Annotated in this window: 21 protein-coding genes; 17 read left to right on the forward strand and 4 right to left on the reverse strand. The window is 35.3% G+C overall.

Features of this window, described 5'->3' with window-relative positions:
* The first annotated feature begins 421 nt into the window (after nucleotides 1-421).
* The 3 genes from sigI (at nucleotide 422) to JFU20_RS25755 (ending at nucleotide 2963) form a co-directional block, all read left to right on the forward strand.
* Nucleotides 422-1144 (forward strand): RNA polymerase sigma factor SigI, encoded by a 723-nt coding sequence (gene sigI, locus JFU20_RS25745; protein WP_002128341.1) that lies wholly within the window; start codon nucleotides 422-424, stop codon nucleotides 1142-1144.
* The gene (locus JFU20_RS25750) at nucleotides 1137-2516 is read left to right on the forward strand and encodes an anti-sigma factor domain-containing protein (protein ID WP_274606609.1); all 1380 of its coding nucleotides are present in this window, start codon (nucleotides 1137-1139) and stop codon (nucleotides 2514-2516) included. Before sigI ends, JFU20_RS25750 begins: the two co-directional genes overlap by 8 nt.
* 180 nt (nucleotides 2517-2696) lie before the next feature.
* Nucleotides 2697-2963, forward strand: coding sequence for an ArsR/SmtB family transcription factor (locus tag JFU20_RS25755; RefSeq protein ID WP_000661861.1), 267 nt, complete (start codon nucleotides 2697-2699; stop codon nucleotides 2961-2963).
* Nucleotides 2964-3210: 247 nt separating this feature from the next.
* On the opposite strand, the gene JFU20_RS25760 is transcribed toward JFU20_RS25755, so the two are convergent.
* Nucleotides 3211-3534, reverse strand: a complete 324-nt coding sequence (locus JFU20_RS25760) for a winged helix-turn-helix transcriptional regulator (protein ID WP_002033301.1) — start codon at nucleotides 3532-3534, stop codon at nucleotides 3211-3213.
* A 124-nt stretch (nucleotides 3535-3658) separates the two neighbouring features.
* Here JFU20_RS25760 and JFU20_RS25765 point away from each other — a divergent pair, with 124 nt between their 5' ends.
* From JFU20_RS25765 to JFU20_RS25790, 6 genes are all read left to right on the forward strand, one after another.
* Nucleotides 3659-4192: an NAD(P)H-dependent oxidoreductase gene (locus tag JFU20_RS25765; RefSeq protein ID WP_201039241.1), complete on the forward strand. Its 534-nt coding sequence runs from the start codon at nucleotides 3659-3661 to the stop codon at nucleotides 4190-4192.
* Nucleotides 4193-4403: 211 nt separating this feature from the next.
* Nucleotides 4404-5906, forward strand: a complete 1503-nt coding sequence (locus tag JFU20_RS25770; protein WP_201039026.1) for a class I adenylate-forming enzyme family protein — start codon at nucleotides 4404-4406, stop codon at nucleotides 5904-5906.
* 144 nt (nucleotides 5907-6050) lie between these two features.
* Nucleotides 6051-6614, forward strand: coding sequence for a GNAT family N-acetyltransferase (locus JFU20_RS25775; protein ID WP_201039028.1), 564 nt, complete (start codon nucleotides 6051-6053; stop codon nucleotides 6612-6614).
* Nucleotides 6611-7315, forward strand: a complete 705-nt coding sequence (locus JFU20_RS25780) for an SDR family NAD(P)-dependent oxidoreductase (RefSeq protein WP_201039036.1) — start codon at nucleotides 6611-6613, stop codon at nucleotides 7313-7315. Before JFU20_RS25775 ends, JFU20_RS25780 begins: the two co-directional genes overlap by 4 nt.
* On the forward strand, nucleotides 7312-8088 hold the full coding sequence (locus tag JFU20_RS25785; protein ID WP_201039242.1) for a GNAT family N-acetyltransferase: 777 nt from the start codon (nucleotides 7312-7314) through the stop codon (nucleotides 8086-8088). Before JFU20_RS25780 ends, JFU20_RS25785 begins: the two co-directional genes overlap by 4 nt.
* 11 nt (nucleotides 8089-8099) lie before the next feature.
* Complete coding sequence (locus JFU20_RS25790) at nucleotides 8100-8999, forward strand: PhzF family phenazine biosynthesis isomerase (protein WP_201039042.1); 900 nt, start codon at nucleotides 8100-8102, stop codon at nucleotides 8997-8999.
* 188 nt (nucleotides 9000-9187) lie between these two features.
* Here the strand turns inward: JFU20_RS25790 and JFU20_RS25795 are convergent, their stop codons facing one another.
* Nucleotides 9188-9397: a hypothetical protein gene (locus JFU20_RS25795; protein WP_044443258.1), complete on the reverse strand. Its 210-nt coding sequence runs from the start codon at nucleotides 9395-9397 to the stop codon at nucleotides 9188-9190.
* Between the two features lie 176 nt (nucleotides 9398-9573).
* Here JFU20_RS25795 and JFU20_RS25800 point away from each other — a divergent pair, with 176 nt between their 5' ends.
* The 5 genes from JFU20_RS25800 (at nucleotide 9574) to JFU20_RS25820 (ending at nucleotide 13217) form a co-directional block, all read left to right on the forward strand.
* On the forward strand, nucleotides 9574-10413 hold the full coding sequence (locus JFU20_RS25800) for a phosphotransferase (protein ID WP_201039047.1): 840 nt from the start codon (nucleotides 9574-9576) through the stop codon (nucleotides 10411-10413).
* 27 nt (nucleotides 10414-10440) lie between these two features.
* The gene (locus JFU20_RS25805) at nucleotides 10441-10998 is read left to right on the forward strand and encodes a DUF7010 family protein (RefSeq protein ID WP_201039048.1); all 558 of its coding nucleotides are present in this window, start codon (nucleotides 10441-10443) and stop codon (nucleotides 10996-10998) included.
* A 29-nt stretch (nucleotides 10999-11027) separates the two neighbouring features.
* A complete protein-coding gene (locus JFU20_RS25810) occupies nucleotides 11028-11852 on the forward strand; it encodes an MBL fold metallo-hydrolase (RefSeq protein ID WP_201039049.1) in 825 nt (274 codons plus the stop codon).
* A gap of 16 nt (nucleotides 11853-11868) precedes the next feature.
* The gene (locus tag JFU20_RS25815; protein ID WP_201039050.1) at nucleotides 11869-12435 is read left to right on the forward strand and encodes an SGNH/GDSL hydrolase family protein; all 567 of its coding nucleotides are present in this window, start codon (nucleotides 11869-11871) and stop codon (nucleotides 12433-12435) included.
* Nucleotides 12436-12740: 305 nt separating this feature from the next.
* Nucleotides 12741-13217, forward strand: a complete 477-nt coding sequence (locus JFU20_RS25820; protein WP_002033314.1) for a heme-degrading domain-containing protein — start codon at nucleotides 12741-12743, stop codon at nucleotides 13215-13217.
* 69 nt (nucleotides 13218-13286) lie between these two features.
* Here JFU20_RS25820 and JFU20_RS25825 read toward each other — a convergent pair whose 3' ends face one another.
* Nucleotides 13287-13460 carry a DUF1272 domain-containing protein gene (locus tag JFU20_RS25825; protein ID WP_001162783.1) on the reverse strand — a complete coding sequence of 58 codons (174 nt, stop codon included), beginning with the start codon at nucleotides 13458-13460 and terminating at the stop codon, nucleotides 13287-13289.
* Nucleotides 13461-13655: 195 nt separating this feature from the next.
* Here JFU20_RS25825 and JFU20_RS25830 point away from each other — a divergent pair, with 195 nt between their 5' ends.
* Both JFU20_RS25830 and JFU20_RS25835 read left to right on the forward strand, forming a co-directional pair.
* On the forward strand, nucleotides 13656-14510 hold the full coding sequence (locus tag JFU20_RS25830; protein WP_088031845.1) for a pentapeptide repeat-containing protein: 855 nt from the start codon (nucleotides 13656-13658) through the stop codon (nucleotides 14508-14510).
* Nucleotides 14511-14531: 21 nt separating this feature from the next.
* Entirely contained in the window at nucleotides 14532-15068 is a 537-nt protein-coding gene (locus JFU20_RS25835) for a hypothetical protein (protein WP_002014030.1), read from the forward strand.
* A gap of 21 nt (nucleotides 15069-15089) precedes the next feature.
* On the opposite strand, the gene JFU20_RS25840 is transcribed toward JFU20_RS25835, so the two are convergent.
* Nucleotides 15090-15977, reverse strand: coding sequence for a DMT family transporter (locus JFU20_RS25840; protein ID WP_201039051.1), 888 nt, complete (start codon nucleotides 15975-15977; stop codon nucleotides 15090-15092).
* A gap of 337 nt (nucleotides 15978-16314) precedes the next feature.
* Between JFU20_RS25840 and JFU20_RS25845 the strand changes: the two genes are divergently transcribed.
* On the forward strand, nucleotides 16315-16692 hold the full coding sequence (locus tag JFU20_RS25845) for a MerR family transcriptional regulator (RefSeq protein WP_002033337.1): 378 nt from the start codon (nucleotides 16315-16317) through the stop codon (nucleotides 16690-16692).
* Nucleotides 16693-16758 lie beyond the last annotated feature (66 nt).

Raw genomic sequence — 16758 nt, forward strand, 5'->3', positions numbered from 1 at the left:
AAGGAGGAGTTATAATGAGTTTCTTCCAATTGATGGTTTTTATTTTTGAAAAAATAACTATTTTATAAAAAATAATTTTTTGACCCCCATAAAATTATTTGTTCCTTCGAATATATATAAGTAGAAGAAAAAGCTAAAATTACCAAAAATATAGCGAAGAGTTATTCAAAGATTGCAGCTAAAATAGAAAAGAGCAAGAAGAACAAGTGGTATTGCAAAAGAAAACAAGAAAGTAATACAAAATACAGACTTCACTTTAGTACAAGTGGAAAAAATAGTCATATAAAAAGTCGGCCTCGAAAAATATGAGCACCAGCAAGAAGACAAGCCCAAAGAAAAGTACTAAGAAAATGTGGTTAAATGGTCACTTGTTTAGTGGCCATTTTGCTATTTGAAGCAGAAGGAGGCAGGGAGATTACTAGTGTTGAGTTTAGTAATGAAAATCTTAAAAAAAACGAAAATAGAAGATATCGTATTTAACATACAAAACAACGGAGGAGATAAGGAAGCTTTTATCGTACAGTATCAGCCGTTTATTAGAAAATCAATCTCGTCTGTCTGCCGCAGGTACATTACAGAACAGGATGATGAATATAGTATTGGATTGTTTGCGTTTAACGAAGCAATTGAACAGTATTCATATAAAAAAGGAAAATCTTTTCTAGCGTTTGCTGATCTTCTTATAAAAAGAGATGTAATTGACTATATACGCAAGGAGTCTAAGCATAATCTTGTCTTTTTAAAAGAAGATAAGCAAGAGGAAATATTAGAAATACAAGTATCGCTTACGGAGTATATGAAAGAGATGGAAAATAGTAACCGTAAGGAGGAAATTCTTCATTTTCAAAGTGTGCTAGCTGAGTTTAAAATCACATTTTCAGAGCTTGCTAAGGAATCCCCTAAGCATCGTGATACGCGTGAGCACTTAATAGAAATTGTAAAGATTATTATAAAAGACGAGAAAATGATGGAAGAGCTGTTCCGAAAGAAAAAGTTACCCCTTAAACATATTGAACCACGTGTTAGGGTAAGTCGTAAAACGTTGGAGCGACATCGAAAATACATTATTGCGATGTGTATTATCTTTGCAAACAACTATACATATATTCTGGATTATATAAGAGGGGAGAAGCATGATGAATAAAGGAATTGTGATGGATATAAAGAAACATAACGTAGTTGTTTTAACTCCAAATGGAGAGTTTATTACGTTTAAAAGAAAAGTACACTCTTACATGATTGGAGAGGAAATCTCGTTTAACGAACAAGAGCAAAGGGCACCGCGTTTTTCAGTCCCTTCTTTCTTAAAGCCTGCATCATTACTTGTTACTTGTTTTCTATGTGTGTTGCTGTTTTTCTACAACCAACCGGAAGAAAAAGTATTTGCTTATGTCTCAGTTGATATAAATCCAAGTTTAGAGGTGAGCGTAACAAAGGATCTTCGTGTTATAGATTTGCGAGCTTGTAATGATGATGGAAGGCGTATTTTAAAAGAAATGAAAGGGTGGGAAAATAAGCATCTGCAAGACGTAATACGTACTATTATAAAGCAGAGTCAAGGGGATAAGTACTTAACGAATGATAAGCAAGTTATGCTAACAGCTGTTACAAAGGACAAGTCGTTAGAACCGCAGTTGGAAAAGGTTATGCAGGAATTAAAGAAAGAGTATGAGATAAAACATATTACAGTTGAATATCAAAGCAGTACGATGCAAATGCGGGAGGATGCCAAGAAAGCAGGGGTTGGAACGGGCGTTTATATAAAACAAGAGAATGAGAAGCAAAAATCGCTTACTCCACCTGCACCTCCGTCTAACCAAGAACAACAAAAGTCATCTTCTGATGCATCATCGGACGCATCTCCTGTAAAAGAAGAAAGCAACGAGAAGAAAGAGCATATAGAACAAAAACAATCTAAGGAACAACAACCGAAGCAAATAAAAGAAAATAATGGGAATCAGCAAGAGAACAACGGAAGAGGATCACAAGGAAATAATGGGAATGGGCAAGGAAACAACGGCAGAGGGTCACAAGGAAATAATGGAAATGGGCAAGGAAACAAAGGCAGAGGGTCCCAAGGGAATAATGGAAACCAGCAAGGGAACAACGGAAGAGAATCGCAAGGGAATAATGGACATCAGCAAGAAAACAACGGTAGAGGTCCACAAAAAGAAAATAATGGACACCAGCAAGAAAACAACGGTAGAGGTCCACAAAAAGAAAATAATGGACACCAGCAAGAAAACAACGGTAGAGGATCCCAAGGGAATAATGGGCATCAGCAAGAGAATAACGGAAGAGAATCGCAAGGGAATAATGGAAATGGTCAAGGGAACAACGGAAGAGAATCGCAAGGGAATAATGGGAATGGTCAAGGAAACAACGGAAGAGAATCGCAAGGGAATAATGGGAATGGTCAAGGGAACAACGGAAGAGAATCGCAAGGGAATAATGGGCATCAGCAAGAAAACAACGGTAGAGGATCGCAAGGGAACAATGGTAGAGGGTCTCAGTAAGGAAAGCTCCTACCACATAATATCGAGTGAAAGAAAAATCTATAGAATATTGAACAGAGGGATTCCTTCCATCTGAAGGAATTTCTTAATATTTTTTAAAATGACGGACATAAAATCGTATATCCTTTCGAATTATATATATGGATATCATTAATATTTATATAAAAGGGGAGAAAAAATATGAAAGAAATGTATGAAGAAATCACTGAAGTATTAAAGGTGTTGGCGCATCCTGTCCGTTTATCATTAGTAAAAATAATGCTTGCAAAAGGTCCTATTAACGTAACGACAATGTATGAAACATTACAAATGCCTCAAAGTACAATTAGTCAACATTTATCTAAACTAAAAGCTACTAAAGTCGTTACAGGTACTCGGAAAGGATTAGAAATTTATTATGAGGTAACAGATAATCGTACAAAAGCGATATTATTAAGCTTGGCTTAAAGGGTAACTGTTTAGATTTCAAAATTAAGTAAGCAATTCAGCGACTATAATTTTCTTATTAACATTAGTCGTATGTGTTGTTGTTTTTAATTTGTTTAATACATTTCTTTATTAGGGTCTTGCCGTATCACTATCAAGCTAAAGTTTAAATGGATTATAAAAATGAAAGTTTTCTTATTAGGGTCTTTTTGTTAGCTTGATAGTGATGTGCCATTCCCACTAGTATGTAAAGAATTTGTTAGTTTTTTTAGTCATGTAATCTTTTGATCTGATGGTCTTTTCCCCATTCAAATAGTTCATCCATAATTTGCATTAAAGATTTTCCATGTTCGCTTATTGTGTACTCAACCTTTGGTGGTACTTCTTGATATACAGTACGATGGATAATCCCATCAGCCTCAAGTTGCCGAAGTTGCTGTGTGAGAACTTTTTGTGTAATGTTTGGAATTTCTCGTTTTATTTCATTTGTTCGCATTTTTCCATCCGCCAAAACACATAAAATATGAATTTTCCATTTTCCACCGATCACGTCGAGTGTCGTTGCGATTGGGCAATTATCATTTTGATTCATATAACACCTCCAAAGGTACTTTAAGGTTCCTATAGCACTTTAAAGTACGTACTTTTCAATTATATGTGACTCATTCATACTAATACGTAAAGGATTGAATAATTTAAAAAGGGGATGGAAGATGATGAGAACACTTGTAATTGTAGCACACCCTAATATTGAAAAATCAAAAATTAATAAAAGATGGATCGAAGAACTTGAGAAACATTCGGATGAAATAACGGTGCATGAATTATATAAAGCGGCACCAAATTGGGAGTTTAATATTGAAGAAGAGCAAAAGCTATTAGTAGAACATGACAGATATATATTTCAATTTCCGCTTTATTGGTACAGTTCACCACCATTATTAAAAAAATGGTTCGATGATGTATTAACATATGGATTTGCCTACGGATCAAAAGGGGATAAAGTGAAGGGGAAAGAATTTGGTGTAGCTATTTCTATAGGTGGGTTAGAAAAAGACTATAAAAATAGCGGAATTACAATGGATGAATTAACGAAACCATTCCACGCTACGAGCTTATATACAGGAATGGAATTTATACCATCATTTTATTTATATGGTGCGGAATATGAAATCAGTGATGAAGAGATTGACAAAAGTGCACCTGAGTATGTGAAATATGTGATGAATAAGGAGTTTTCTAATATATAAGGAGAAATAGCCATTTACTTGTTAAGTAGATGGCTATTTTTGTTTATCCCGCATTAACCGCCCGTAAGGTGTGGACTAATAATCAGTGGGGATGAACACCTCACATCGACTAAAGATTCACTTCATTTAAATTCACTAAGTTTAATCTTTAGTAAATTAATAATTAATCTGGTAAAATAAAAACCCTAACATATATAAAGGGGAGTTTTACTTGAGAACGATGCGACAATTATTACAAAAAAGAGCAATGCAGTCACCAAATTTGGAAGCGCTTATCTGTGGAGAGAAAAGGTATTCGTTTCAGCAGTATAATGAACGAGTAAATCAGCTTGCACATTATTTGTTACATACCGGTATGGAAAGAGGGGATCGTATAGGAATTCTATGCAAAAATAATCATCCGTTTCCAAGCGTTATGATGGCAAGCTTAAAAATTGGAGCGGTATTTATTCCGCTTAATCATCAGCTTACTGCTTATGAATTAGAATCGATTGTAAAAGAAGCGAGATTAAAAGTATTAGTTATTGATGATGAATTTAGTGAAGTTGTATTAAAGATTAATGGAGTTAAAGAAATTCCTTATGTAATTGAGACGACAAAAGAAGGATTTGGCTCATTTGAATTAAAATTAAAGGAACAGCCAATAACAGAGCCGAATGTGGAAGTTCATGAAGATGATGATGCTATTTACTTATTTACTTCAGGAACGACTGGACAGGCAAAAGCATGTGTAATTGGTCATAAAAACTTACACCATTATTTTACTGAAATTGCGGGGCAAAGAGAAATTCCAGCAGGTGAACGCTTTTTATCAGTGCACCCATTGTTTCATATGAGTGGCGTGCTTTCTATTTTAAATTGTATTTATCATGGCGTTACGATGGTCTTTTTAGCTGATTCGAATCCTACTCTTATTTGGGATAAGATTGAAGAAGAGAAAATTACTACGATGCTTGCGTTCCCAGCTGTTTATAGTTACATGCTTGATGAATTAGATAAAAAAGAGCGCAACATTTCGGCCTTTAAAGTAGCGCAAAGTGGTGGTACAAAGGTGCCAGAAACACTCATTCAAAAATATATGGAAAAAGGCATTTATATGGTGCAAGGTTATGGGAGTACAGAAGGTTGGGTAGTAACTTCTTGGCATCCAAATATGGGAAAAGAAAAAATGTCTTCTGTAGGGAAAACTTTGAAACATGTAGAGCTGAAAATTGTTCATCCAGAAACAGGTGATGAGCTAACAACAAATAAAGTTGGAGAGATTCACGTGAAAAGCCCGTACATGTTTAAAGGATATTGGAATAATGAAGAGGCAACAAAGAAGGTAGTAAAAGATAATTGGTTTAACATGGGTGATGCCGGTATGATAGATGATGATGGATTTCTACATATTATGGGAAGATATAAAGACGTTATCGTACGCGGTGGTGACAACGTATATCCAGATCAAGTAGAAGATGTAATTCATGAAATAAATGGCGTTTTAGAAGTTGCAGTAGTTGGGATTCCAAATGACTTTTGGGGGGAGGTTCCAACAGCTTACATTGTAAAGGACATTCAAACGTCTTTAACAGAAGAAGAGATTATTCAGCATTGTAAAGAAAAACTAGCAAGCTATAAAATACCAGAAGTTGTATTTATGGACGAATTACCGAAAAACGCTTTAGGGAAAGTGTTGAAGAGGGAATTAAGGGATGTTTTTCTTGTGAAATAAAAGGTTATTAAATAATGAAAAATCCAGTTATGTAAAAAGCATAACTGGATTTTTGTTTATAAAAAACATAATGATTTACTAGATTTTGTATTTTGTGTAAGATAATAAAGAATATTCAATTAACAATTAAAGGAAGAGATATAAATGAAGCTGCCACTATTACAAGTAGAGACAGAGAGACTGATTATTCGTCCATTTCAAAAAGAGGATTATGAAAGTTGGTTAGATGGATTCAATAAGAGGTTACCATCTCAATATAAATACGATGATGGCTATCATGACATGTCGTCTTCAACGAAAGAATGGTTTACGGAATGGATAAGAGGATTTGATGAGGCGGCAAGACGGGATGAAATGTACGTTCTAGGTATTTTTCAGAAAGAAGATGGCGCCAATATTGGAAAGCTAGAACTTATAAAAATTTTACGTATGGACTATCAATGGGCGATGATGGGTTACTCTATTCATAATCAACATTGGAAAAATGGATACGGAGCAGAAAGTGTAATAGCTGCGCTGCCGTTATTTTTTAATGGCCTTCAATTTCATAGAATCGAATTACATATACATATCGATAATGAGCCATCCGTTCGTCTTGCAGAAAGAGCTGGTTTTTCATTTGAATGTACGAGAGAGGCATTTTCTATGGGGAATGGTAAGTGGGCAGATTTTCTTATTTATTATAAAAATAAGGAGATGGATATATGAGGGTACTTATTACAGGTGGAAATCGTGGATTAGGGTTACAGTTAGTGAAAGTGTTTCATGAAAATGGACATATTGTTTATCCGCTAGTTAGAAGTGTGGAAGCGATAGAACAGTTAAAACAGATGTTTTCTTCTAGATGTTTTCCAATATTAGCAGACTTATCGATTGATGAGAGTACGGAGCAAATTAAAAAACAGCTTGAGGAATATACAGAGTATATTGATCTAGTTATAAATAACGCTGGCATTACTGGGAAGGAGACTCAGGTTTTACATACAAATTCAGAAGAGTTAACGAACTTATTTAATATTCATTGCTTAGGTGTAATTCGAGCTGTAAAAGGTACATATGTGACTTTAGCTAAATCGGATCATCCGAGAATAATAAATGTGTCCTCTCGATTAGGTTCATTGCATAAAATGGCGAACAAAGAGTTTCCACAAGGTAAGTTCTCATATTCATATCGAATTGCTAAAGCCGCACAAAATATGTTAACGCTCTGCTTACAACAAGAGTTTGAGAATAAAGGAATTCGTGTAACCGCAATTCATCCTGGAAAATTAAAGACTGACATTGGTGCCTTTGATGCGAATATGACTCCGGCTGAAGGAGCACAAAATATATATGATTGGGTAATAGATTCAAATGAGAAGGTTTCAGGGAAGTTTATTGAGCCGGGTGTAGGTGAAATAAAGTGGTGAAGTACGATCTTACAGTTGTTCAAAATTTATTTGGTCCTTCGAGAAAAGTATTAAATGGTTTACCAAATGCAGTAACGATTGAAGAAATAGAAGAAGATGTTTTTTATAGCGTACAAACTTACAAAGAAAAGGTAAGTAGATTTGAAGAAGTTTGTTTTAACTGGGAGTTAAAAAGAGCGAGTATTGTATTAAACAAAAGGTTTAGTAGTTATAACGCAAGTGTAAAAGTGTTACTTGATGAGGGCTTTGATTTGTACGCGGCAAAGATAGAAGTGTGTAGAGAGTTGAACAATATAGAGGCGCTTGAAAAACAATATACATATCGCTCGATAGAAGAAGGGACATTATCGGAAAGAGAATTCACATGCATTTGGGAGCAATGTATGTTGGAATCAGGAAATCGACCGTCAATTCTGAATGTCGATGAACATTTGCATTCAGTGCAAACAGAGTTAGGTAAAGGTTGGGAAAAGTCATGCATTGTTTTTTATGATAAAAATGAGCCGATTGGTTTGTCCATACCGCATATAGAGCCTGGAACAGAAAGTGAAGGACGATTATTTTACTTTGGGGTAATGCCTTATTATCGCGGGAAAGGAATTGCTTCCCAACTGTATCTTCAATCTTTACATATGTTAAAGGAAATGGGGGCTACTTATTACATCGGAAGCACACATACTTCAAATGAAAAGATGCAGAGGATATTTTGGAGAAATAATTGTGTGATAAAAACGGAGATAGAGAGTTATTATAAATTATTTAAAAAGGGTTAGGAGATAGGTAAATGAAGAACATAAACGTATTTCATTACGACGCATTTACGAATAAGCCAAATATGGGAAATCCAGCAGGTGTTGTACTAGAGGCGGATGGATTAACGGAAGAGGAAATGCAGCGTATTGCTGAAAAGGTTGGATTTAACGAAACAGCTTTCGTTCTTTCTTCAGAAGTAGCAGATATAAGAATTCGCTATTTTACACCTGGGCATGAAAATGATTTATGTGGTCATGCGACAGTAGGGACAATATATGCACTTCATAAAAGAGGAATATTGGGAGGGAAACATAATTTAACGATTGAAACGAAGGCGGGGGTTTTACCAATACATATAGATGCGAATGAAAATGGGGAAACTTTTATTAAAATGAGACAAGCAATACCTAAGTTTCAAAGTTTTGCAGGTTCCAAAGAGGCATTAGCTCACAGTATTGGTCTTGAAGTGAATGATTTAGATGAAAATTTACCGATTGTATATGGAAATACTGGTATTTGGACTTTAATTGTACCTATTAAAAAAATTGATGCATGTGAAAGAATGAAACCTAATAATAATGAATTTCCATCTGTGCTAAAAGAAATGCCAAAGGTTGCGATTCATCCACTTTGCTTAGAGACATATGATGCAGAAGCAAAAATGCACGGTCGTCATTTTTCATCACCTTATTCTGGAACGATTGAAGATCCAGTGACAGGAACAGCTTCAGGTGTAATGGGAGCGTATTATGCGACGTACTTGGAGAAAGATTTTGACCATGAACTGGAGTTAATCGTTGAGCAAGGACAGGAAATAAATAAAGATGGTCGTGTAATGGTTTATGTAACGAAAGATGTAGAAAATGATAACTTACAAATTGATATTGCTGGAACAGCGGTGTATGTAAAAGAGTTTGAAATTTCAATATAAAGTGAAAATTTAATCAGTGGGGGTTTTGTTCATCACCCACTGATTATCAGCCCTCACCAATCGGGCTTTTACGGGCAGTTGATCCCCCACCTAACTTCTTTGCTTCCGCTGAATTTTGAGGTGGAGGTCTTACTGCACGGCAAATAGCGGGATAAAAAAAGAAAGCCCAGAATACATCCAGACTTTCATTATCTGTTCAACACTTCAATATACGAAGCATCTCCAGTTGTTCTTAAAGCAGAGCGGAAATTGTTGTTTTCTAACGTTTTAGCGACTTGTTGTAATTGCTGTGCATCATCATGATGGATAAGTAAGCTGTCGGCACCGCTTTCTTCTATATGAATGTGTTCGACACTTCCAATGGCATCATGTACTGCTTTTAAAAATTCAGGTTTCATATTGTCCTCCTAATATGTATGTAACGTTGTTGTTAGTATTTCCTTATTTTTGAAATATAAAAGTAACTGATTTTTTGTTATATTAAGATTTTGGAAGGGGTTTCCTATTCGTTTGTCAAATAATAGTAAAGTTGTCTTTTGAATTGGAGGAATCTTCGGAATTAAAGGGTGAGAGAATGGACATTTCAATAATTGCTGCACAACTAGTTAAGGAGAAAGTTATTTCACATGATCCAAATAGCGTAAAAGCGTTGAACGGAGGAACGACAAGTACTGTATATTTGTTGGACGAAAAATATGTAGTAAAGCTGAATGAAGCGGAAGTAATACGTGAAGAAGCTAATTTTCTCTCATTTTATGAGGAGAATAGTTTATTTTCAAAGCTTTTGTATAAGGAACCTTTACATACATATTTCGTGTATTCTTTCCTTGAAGGTAATACTTCGTGTAAACAAGGATATAAACGAAGTACGCTTCGTACACTTGTAAAAGAAGTTATCAATAAGTATAAAATGGTTCCAGGGGCAGAAGGCTGGGGATGGAAAGAAAGTCTGGTTCAATCTTGGAATGAATTTTTAACGGCAAATGTGATGGAAGCTTATGAAAATGTAAGACGTTACATAAGTGAGGAAGATTATAGAGTTGTTCTTAAACTAGCAAATAGGGACGCCGGAGTAAATCAGCCATTTTTATTACATGGTGATTGCGGATTCCATAACTTTATATTTCAAGAAAATAAGTTATATGGCGTGATAGATCCTTTACCAGTGTTAGGGGATCCTCTATATGATTTAATTTACGCGTTCTGTTCAACTCCGGAAGATTTAACAAAAGAAGTGATTGGTTATGCGATAAAACCATGTATATTTCATAAAAAAGAACGAGATTTATATGAGGAAATAGTCATAGGTTTATATTTGCGTATAGATACATGTTTGAGACACCACCCGAAAGATTTAGAAGATTACTTAGTAGCTTGGCGTTATTGGATGAACGAAATTGAGCCGGCTTTATAGTACAAATAGTTTGGGGGAGATAGTGAAATGAACATAGCAGAAGCAAAACGAGATTTAGCACAAAGAACGAAGAGGGGAATTCCTGTTATAATAGCTGGTATTTTGTTTTGGATTGTAGCGAGTGTAACGGGTATTCTTCTTTCAGAAAAACAAGTTGTGTGGGTGTATTTAATTGGTATGGGTTGTGTATTTCCTTGTGGCTTAATGATAGCTGCTATATTGAAAATTGATATGTTTGCGAAAGGAAATCCGCTAGGGACTTTAGCGGGAGTAATTGGTGGGATAAATGTATTAAATATTCCGTTTGTATTACTTGCATATTTTCAATTTCCAGAGTGGTTACCTTTTGTAGTAGCGATGTTAATAGGTGTTCATTTTGTACCGTACGTATGGATTTATGAAAGTAAAAGTTATGGGTTATTATCAGTAGGAACTGTATTAGTAACGTCAGTATGTGGGATTCTTTTTGCGGAAAAAGGATTTATCGTAATTCCTATGGCGGTTACAGTTGTCTACTTTATTACTCTTATAAGCTTATCAATTGAAAATAAAAAAGCAGAAAACTATCAACAAATATCAGCTTAATAAAAAATTAAAGGGATAGGGGAATGACTATGAATAATTTCGTTTGTACAACGTGTGGCGTGCAGTATGCAGCGAGTGTGGAAGAACCGGTAAGTTGTGTTATTTGTGATGAGGAGAGACAATATATTAATCCGAAAGGGCAGTCTTGGACGAGTTTAGAAAACTTGCAAACGAGTGATACATATAAAAATGAAATTATAGAAGAAGAAAATGGGCTTTATAGTATTACGACAAAACCAGAATTTGCGATCGGTCAAACGGCATTTGTAGTAAAAACAGAGTCATATCGTTTGTTATGGGATTGTATTACTTATTTAGATGACACGACAATTGAGAAGGTAAAAGAGTCGGACGGATTAGATGCGATTGCACTATCTCATCCGCATTATTATTCAACGCAAGTAGAATGGGCAGAAACATTCGATGTACCAATTTATATACATGAAGACGATAAAGAGTGGGTGATGCGTCCAAGTAGTCGTATTATTTATTGGTCTGGTGAGTCTTTACAATTAGCGGATGGGATTACTGTACATCGTCTCGGAGGGCATTTTAGCGGCGGTTCTGTATTACATTGGGAAGAAGGAAATGATGGGAAAGGTATATTATTAACAGGTGATATCATTCAAGTTGTAGCGGATCAGCAGTGGGTAAGCTTCATGTATAGCTATCCAAACTTAATTCCATTACCGGCGAGAAAAGTTGAGGAAATGGCGAATCGAGTGAAACCGTTACAATTTAATCGTTTATATAATGCTTTTCACCGAGTAGTAAAAGAAAATGCAAATGAGGCAGTGGAACGTTCTGCTGAAAGATATATGAAAGCGATAGAAGGAAAGCTGTTTCATACGTAAAAGGAGTGCTAGATTAATGAAAACGTTAGTATGCTTTGGCGATAGTATTACAGCTGATGAAATATTTTTTGATGGAACACCGAGATTAACACCACGTTTGCAAGAGATGTTTCCAAATTGGAAAGTGGTTAATGCGGGTGTTCCGGGTGATAATACGCTCGATGCACTACAAAGGATTGAAGAGGATGTATTATCGCATGAACCAGACTTTGTAACAGTTTTTATCGGTACGAATGATTCGGTGTTATTTGATCCAGTTCCATTACAGTCATACAAAGAAAATTTAGAGGAAATTGTAAGTGCGATCTCACCAGAAAAAGTATTACTTATTAGTCCTGCACCGGTTGATGAAGCAAGGCAACATAATAGAACGAATGAAGTACTCGGCCAATATGCAGACGTGGTTGAGGAAGTAGCAAGAAAAACAGGGAGCCATTTTCTCAATTTATATGTTGAGATGATTCAAGAAGAAAATTATAAAATATTCGTAGAAGATGAAGAAAAAGATGGATTACACTTTGGAGCAGAAGGCTATGCGTATTTAGCGAAGTTAATTTATGAAAAGTTAAAAGGGATTTTGTAAGAAGCAAAGCGTGGGCGCTTTGCTTTTTTTGTATTCACATAAGTAAAATATAGTATCTTTTCGCAAGGGCATTGTAGCAAGGCAAAAATGCAAACACCGTAATATATTCTAATTAATCACAGAAATAGACAATTCCTGTACTAAATGTTTAGTACCTATAGCACTTTAAAGTACATACATTTTTAATGTGTTAAATATAATTCATAATAGCACCAGTAAGAAGAAAACAAGCGTTACGGTACTATAGAATCTGGTAATTCTAAAAAATGCCAATGTGGTATAAGACAATTAGGGAGGTTAAAGATATGAGTACTTCAAATTTGAGTGAAATAAGTAAACAAATATTAATAGAGGAGGAAACACTTCAATTTTCCTCTTTTACAAATGAAGATGCCTTGCAATTAGGTTTATATATCGTTGAAACAGCAAAGCGAGAGGGGAAATTGATTGCTGTTGATATAGCCAAAAATGGTGTGCAATTATTTCATTTCAAGATGACGGGGACAACTGAGGAAAATACGAAATGGATTGAGCGTAAAAAACGGGTCGTTTCCCTGCATAATCATAGCTCGTATTATATGCAGATAGAAAGTGAAATAAGCGGAGTTCCATATCATGAAAAATACCGTTTAGATGGCTCGGAATATGCTGCGTTTGGTGGATGCTTTCCTATCCAAATAAAAAATGTAGGGGTTATTGGAATGATAACAGTCTCAGGATTACCACCAGAAGTAGATCATGAATTGGTTATAAGAGCAGTTAAAAATCATTTGAATCAATAATAGAAGTAATTTTAATAGTTAAATAAAAAGGCAAAAATGAACATATTCCTGTTCGTTTTTGCCTTTTTATTATTTCTTTTTCGGCCTACGTACTAACTCTCCACCGCAGTTTGGGCAAACATTTTGCCTTTCCTCTGTACATGGTGCACAAAATGTACATTCATACACGCATATGTATGCTTCAGAATCGGGCTGAAGGGAATGGTCGCAAATTTGACAGTTTGTTTTCATTTCTAATGCCATCGTAATCCTCCTTGTTATTCGAAAGTTCATAATTTAATTATAATTAACATTGTAGTGGATGTCCTTTTTAAATGAAAAGAAATAAAAGGATTATGTTGTTGTTTGAAATGAAATAAGTCTATTTATTTTAAAATTGATTATTTATTGTAGTTGGAATATTATGAAATAGTCAAAAGACAACAGGGGGTATATATTTTGACTAATAATAACGATTATTTTCATGTAGAAGAGGATACAAATCACAATAGTTTAAAAGCAGATTGTGAAAAGTGTTTTGGTTTATGTTGTGTGGCATTACCGTTCGCAGCGTCAATAGATTTTGCGGTGAATAAAGATGGTGGTAAACCTTGTACAAATTTACAATCAGATTATAAATGTAGTATACATAGAGATCTTAGAGGAAAAGGGTATAAAGGTTGTACAGTGTTTGAATGTTTCGGTGCTGGACAAAAGATTTCTCAAGTTACGTTTAAAGGAATTGATTGGCGGAAAGATGCTCAGCATGCGAGAAAAATGTATGATGCTTTTCCGGTAATGCATCAACTTCATGAAATGCTTTGGTATTTGAATGAGGCTATTCTATTAAAGGCGACGCAGACAATTCATAAAGAGCTGAAGGAAGCAATTGAAGAGACTGAGCGTCTTTCTAATTTAAGTCCAGATGAGTTAATGGAAGTAAATGTGCCATTACACCGTGCAGAAGTGAACATTCTCCTTTTAGAGACGAGTGAATTAGTTTGGAAAGAAATGAATGATGCACGTAAGAAACGAATCAGTCACCGAGGTGCAGACCTGATGGGAGCGAATTTAAAAAAGAGAGATTTACAAGGAGCCAATTTAAGAGGGGCGTATTTAATTGCGGCTAACCTTAATGGTACAGACTTACGCGGAGCTGATCTCATTGGAGCAGATTTGCGTGATGCAGATATTAGAGGGGCAGATTTTACGAATAGTATTTTTCTTACGCAAGTTCAAATTAATGCGGCGAAAGGGGACAAACATACGAAATTACCGAAAGTGTTGTCTCGTCCAGCGCATTGGACTGCGTAAAGTGTAGGGAGTTGTAATAGTGTGGATATTTTTCAGTATTTAGAGGAAATGCAGGAAGATGTATTTTTGTTATCAGTATCTCAAATAGAATTGAAGTATTATGATGTTTGTCGCACACTAGCGTCAAGTGAGGATGCGGAGCGCATTAAATTGATTCCATTAGATTCATACAAGGAAAATATGAGGATAGGTTTGAAAGAAGCGTTAGAAATTGCTGAAAGTGAAGAAGCAAAGGCGATTTATTTTGAGTATGATCTTGATAATGAGTGGGATAGTCAGTTTTATATTTGTGACGATTATATGTTTCTTGAAGAAGAAGATGAGGATTGGGCAAGTGATTGGACGGATGAAATAGAAGGACCATCTTTAGGAGAGTTAGCTGATATTTATGGTGAAAATGGCTTTGATTCAGATAAAAAGGCTGTAGGTATTACTTTATATTTAATCGCAAGAACGGTGTGTAGTTTTATAAGTGCATGCAGTGGATTACAAAGTAATATACCAATTTGCATCGGTTTTCACGACCAGGACCCAATTATGCGAACAGGCAGAGACTAAGTCTCTGCCTGTTTTTTTATACTATTTTTGCTTTTCAAAAGTAGTAATTATAACGCTACATATAATAAGGATACCACCAATGAAAAAGTTACTACTTAACGTCTCATTTAATAGGAGCCAGCCAAGTATTGAACCGACGATAGGTTGGAAGAAGAAAAATAATGAACCGATGCTAGCATCCATTAATTCTAATCCTTTATTCCAAAGAAAAAATGCACCTGCGGTTGAGACGATTCCTAAATAGAGTACGCCTAATACTACATACATGTTCATATGTTCAATAGGATTTGTTTGGAATTCCCATACCATAAAAGGTGTAATGAAAAAGAGTGAAAAAAATATTGCGTACGTTGTAATAATTAAAGATGAAAATCGAGCTGAAGCGATTTTTACATAAATGGACAGTAAAGCCCACGTAATAGCGGCCCCAACTAAAATGATTGTACCGATAAAATAGGAGCCGATTTCAATATTCCATCCGATAACGATAATGACACCGATTGTCGCTATTATAGTTGATAAAAGTCTACGAGCAGTTAGTTTCTCTTTTAAAAGGAGCGCTGCAAATATAACCATAAATGCAGGTGTAGCCGATGTTACTAAGGAGCCTGTATGAGCATCGGATAATTTCGTTCCGATAAATTGACATGTGATCGAAATGAAATACCCGATGAATCCAATCCAAGCGAATAATAGCCAATCTTTTTTGTGTATGGTTACTTTTTTCTTTTGCTTTTTTTCAGTTGTTTTCAAAATCGCATATAAAACAACAAAAGCGATAATAAAGCGTAGCCAAACGAGTGTAAGTGGCGGAATAAAGTCGAGTACGTATTTACTAACGACGTACATACCGCCCCAAATACTTGCTGCTAGTGATAAACATATAGCTCCTAAAATGGTTTGTTTCATTTGAATGACCTCCGTCTATTTTTAGGGTTATGATTTATTCCCTAAGACGAGGCATGGTGCACTTGTTATATGGATGCCCGTCTTAGATTATAGACGGCCTACAGGTTGATCGTTTTCGAATGAAGTGTTGTAGTACATGAACGTAGCCTCCCTTCTTCTTTTAATGATATTATAACTTAATTTTCTGGTTATTAAAGAGTGTTATGGAATTGTGCATAAAATGTGAATAACAAACCGTCACGTTTGACTGTACAGTTTATGTATTGTATGATAATAGTAATATAAACAAGGGGGGAAGATCGTTGGGAAGGTGTATCGAATCGGACAGTTGGCTCTCATGGCTCACGTGTCGAAACGAACGATTGATTATTATACGAATCTAGGAATCTTAAAAGCGGAGCGATCTCAATCTAATTATCGCTATTACGACGAAACAGCATTTGAGACATTACAATTTATTGAGAAGTGCAAAGAAATGCATATGCCGCTTTGTGAGATTAAAGAGAAGATCGAGGAGAAGAAGCTGCTCGGTATCAATGAACACGTTTCGAAACAAGTGAATGAAGTGACAGACCATATTCATAGATTAGAAGCAGAGCTAACGGAGTTAAAGCCTCTTTTAGATGAATTGACTGATTCACAACGTGAAAAAATATCGAAATCTTTATCAGGTCAAACGACAGCTTTAATACAGACACTTGCTCTATTATTATAGAATAAGTGAAATCCGACCTCTTTAATTTTTGTATCGGGCTATGTTTTCTAACGAACAAATAAGAAA

The organism is Bacillus sp. TH30, from assembly GCF_016650875.1.
Lineage (GTDB): Bacteria > Bacillota > Bacilli > Bacillales > Bacillaceae_G > Bacillus_A > Bacillus_A mycoides.